This is a genomic window from Actinomadura sp., assembly GCF_044508335.1.
In the GTDB taxonomy this organism is placed as follows: Bacteria; Actinomycetota; Actinomycetes; order Streptosporangiales; family Streptosporangiaceae; genus Spirillospora.
Window position 1 is genome coordinate 1 of record NZ_JBIQHY010000096.1, and the last position, 3,122, is coordinate 3,122.

Genomic DNA, 3,122 nt, shown 5'->3' on the forward strand with positions numbered 1-3,122 from the left:
TCGCCCGCCGCTGACGCGGCCCGGCGCGGGGGCGGCCCGGCGCGCGGGGGCCCGGAGGTCACTCCGCGTCGTCGTGTCGAGGCGGGTCGAACTCCACGTCGACGTTCTCGAAGCCTTTGTGACGTTCGGTCTCGGCGTAGGAGGTGTAGGCGCGCCGGTCCCCAGCGGTCAGCTCGACGTTGTCGGTGAAGGGCGTCAGCAGGCTGCGGGGCCACAACCGCCGCTCGCGGACGACGTTGATCTCGGCGCTCAGCACGAAGGTGGCCGCGCCCAGATAGATCCACGTCAGCAGGCCGAGGACGATGCCGAACATGCCGTAGGTGGCGCTGGCGCCCTTGAGCATGTGGCCGAGCAGGAACGCGCCGCCCCACTGAATGATCTGCCATACCAGCGCCGCGGTGACCGCCCCCGTCCGGACCTGCGCGATGGTGAGCCGCCGGGCAGTCAGCACCCGGAACGCCACGGTGAACAGCACGACGTTGACGGCCACGGCCACCAGGATCGCCGCCGCCCGCACGCCGGCGCCGGCACCGAAGACGCCACCGGACGCGGTCACCGCCGACAGCAGCGTGGTCACCAGGATCACCGCACCGCCGACCGCCAGCAGCGCCAAGCTGCGCACCCTGGCGGCGAAGGGGTTCGGCCGGGAGTTGCGCGGCACTCCCCACAGCTTGTTCAGGGCGTTCTGTGTGGCCTGTACGACGCCCAAGCCGCCGTACAGGCTGCCTACGACACCTGTGGCCAGAGCCAGGATGCTGCCGTGGAAGGAATGGATGTTCGCGCCGATCTGGTCCCCGAGGACCGGGAACTGCGCAAGCGCCGAATCCAGTACGCGCTGCTGCAGCCCCGGGTTGCCCTCCAGCGCGAATCCCAGCGCGGTGACCAACAGCAGCAGCAGCGGAAACAGCGACACGAACCCGTAATAGGTGATCAACGCCGTGAGATACGCGCCCTGGTCGTCCACGAACTTGTACACCACCGCCAGCGGCAGACCCGCCCAGCGATGCCGCCTCTGATAGGCGTCCACGCGGTCGACCACTCCCACACGGCCCTTCTTCCCCCATCAGCGCGCGCCCAACGCTCGACCGCCGGTCCGGGCGAGCGGCCGCCTCCTGCCCCTCACCGGCCTCCCCGAGATCCCGGCGCTGCCGACCGGCGGCATCCGGCGTGATTCCGGCATCGCGGTCACCCCCGTCCCTTCCTCGGCGTGCGCAGACGAGTTCAGGCACGAGCAGGGCTGCCGGTCGATCGCCGTGCGCGAGTACGCGCTTTCTCCGGTCCCGGCGCGGTCCTCCCACCGCCTCTCCTTACCGGCCACGGGCCGGAAAGGTGCGGGCACGACCACAGGGTTAGACCGCATCTCGTGGGCGGCCTATGCTGCGTGTGACGGCGGTAGCCGTCTGTCGGGCCGCTCCAGACCCTGGCGGCGTAAATGCGTACGCTCCAGGGAGGGCTGCCATGACGGCATTCGAATCCTCGCCCCCATCCTCGGTTCCACCGGAAACAAGAGCGATTCCGGACACCACGGCCGGCGACCGCGTCCGAGCCGGGGCGCGGGTCAGTCTCCGGCGGACGGACGTGGAGTGCGGTGCCGGGTCGACCGCGATGCTGCTGGCCCTCGCCGGCGAGATCGACGCTGCCAACAGCGACTGGCTGGCCGTCCGGCTCAGCACCATGATCACCAGCGCGTCCGCCAGCAACGCCGGCGCCGCCCCGAGCAGCGGTGTGGTCATCGACCTCACCCACCTCAGGTTCTGCGACGCCGGTGGCATCACGGCACTGGTCAAGGCTTTCAAGCACGCCCGCGATCAGCGGCTGGTCCTGAGCCTGGCCGGAGCCACAGGGCGGGTCGACCGCGTTCTTCGCATTACCGGCATCGACGACGTCATCGCCCTGCATCCGGAGCCGGCGGACGCGTTGGCGGCCTTGCGCCGACGTGACGACCGGACGGCGCAGCGCCCGGAAGCCGCCCCCGACGGCTGACCTGCCCAGCGCTCCGTCCGTGTGGAGGCATCCGCCGCGTGGGCCGCCGAGCGGGCCGGCGTTCCGCGTGCTCGTCGCCGCCTTGCCGTCACCGTTCCGCGGTCAACCGTTGTCGACGGGGCGGCCGGGATCGTGCTGCCGGTGCAGGAAGCCCGCCACGGCGGGGTCGTCGTCGATGACGGCCTGTGCGAGGTCGGCGAGTTTGCGGTTGGTGTTGCGGGCCTGGGCGCGCAGAGCGGCGAAGGCCTGATCGAGTGAGGTCTGGTGGCGTTCGGCGAGCATGCCCTTGGCCTGCTCGATGAGCACACGGGTGTTGAGCGCGATCTGCAGTTGCTGGGACAGCAGTTGATGTTCGCGGGCTGCGCGTTCGCCCAGGATGCCGATGGTGGCCACGTCGGCCATCGCCTGCCCCAGCGACTGGACCGTGGTGGCCTCGTCGACGGCCAGGACCGTAGAGGGGGCGGTGAACAGGTTCATCGCGCCGATGATCCGCTCTCGCATCCGCATCGGCAGCGCCACCACCCCGCCGTAACCCGCGTCGAGGGCCGCGGCGCTGAACAGCGGCCACCGGGAGGCCTCGGCGGCCAGGTCGGCGACCCTGACGGGCCGGCCGGTGGCGAAGCAGTCCAGGCAGGGGCCCTGCCGGGACTGGAGCTGGAACAACTCCAGCAGCCGGGTCTGTTCGCTGGAGGCCGCGATCACCCGCCGCGCGTCGGGCCGGACGTGGGCGACCAGCACCGGCTCACCCCGCCCCGCCTCCTCGACCTCGAGCCGCTCGATCACCGTGTGTTCGACACCCAGCAGCCGCTTCCATACCCTCTTGTTCAGCACGCCGTACCTCGTGGTGGACCTGACCTTCGACAAGCCAGGACCCTACGCCGGGTACGGCGTGTTCATTTATCCAGCTCACACAGCCACAGCAACTACTCGGCAGCGGTCAACGACCCACGGAAACAGCAGAAGAGCCCTTCTTTGCCCCGGATCCCGAAGAATTTTATCGCTGGCGCATTCAGCTTACCTGTGATTGCATCAAGGAGGTCCTAACCAAGGGTCCTGACGATCTCCCATCACAGATTCGGTGGCCCGAGGGCGTTTACGGCGCTCGACTACCGGCGGGGCAAATTGTATGCACGGAACAT

Annotated in this window: 3 protein-coding genes; 1 reads left to right on the forward strand and 2 read right to left on the reverse strand. The window is 69.6% G+C overall.

Annotated elements, in window-relative coordinates; all coding sequences use genetic code 11:
• Positions 1-58: 58 nt before the first annotated feature.
• A complete protein-coding gene (locus ACIWVC_RS25960; protein WP_396454683.1) occupies positions 59-1,045 on the reverse strand; it encodes a YihY/virulence factor BrkB family protein in 987 nt (328 codons plus the stop codon).
• Positions 1,046-1,458: 413 nt separating this feature from the next.
• Between ACIWVC_RS25960 and ACIWVC_RS25965 the strand changes: the two genes are divergently transcribed.
• Positions 1,459-1,983, forward strand: coding sequence for an STAS domain-containing protein (locus ACIWVC_RS25965; protein ID WP_396450683.1), 525 nt, complete (start codon positions 1,459-1,461; stop codon positions 1,981-1,983).
• Positions 1,984-2,085: 102 nt separating this feature from the next.
• On the opposite strand, the gene ACIWVC_RS25970 is transcribed toward ACIWVC_RS25965, so the two are convergent.
• Positions 2,086-2,814: a GAF and ANTAR domain-containing protein gene (locus tag ACIWVC_RS25970; RefSeq protein WP_396450685.1), complete on the reverse strand. Its 729-nt coding sequence runs from the start codon at positions 2,812-2,814 to the stop codon at positions 2,086-2,088.
• Between the last annotated feature and the right edge of the window lie 308 nt (positions 2,815-3,122).

Coding starts and splice junctions, on each gene's coding strand:
- ACIWVC_RS25965 (WP_396450683.1), top strand. CDS start 1,459: ATGACGGCATTCGAATCCTCGCCCCCATCCTCGGTTCCACCGGAAACA.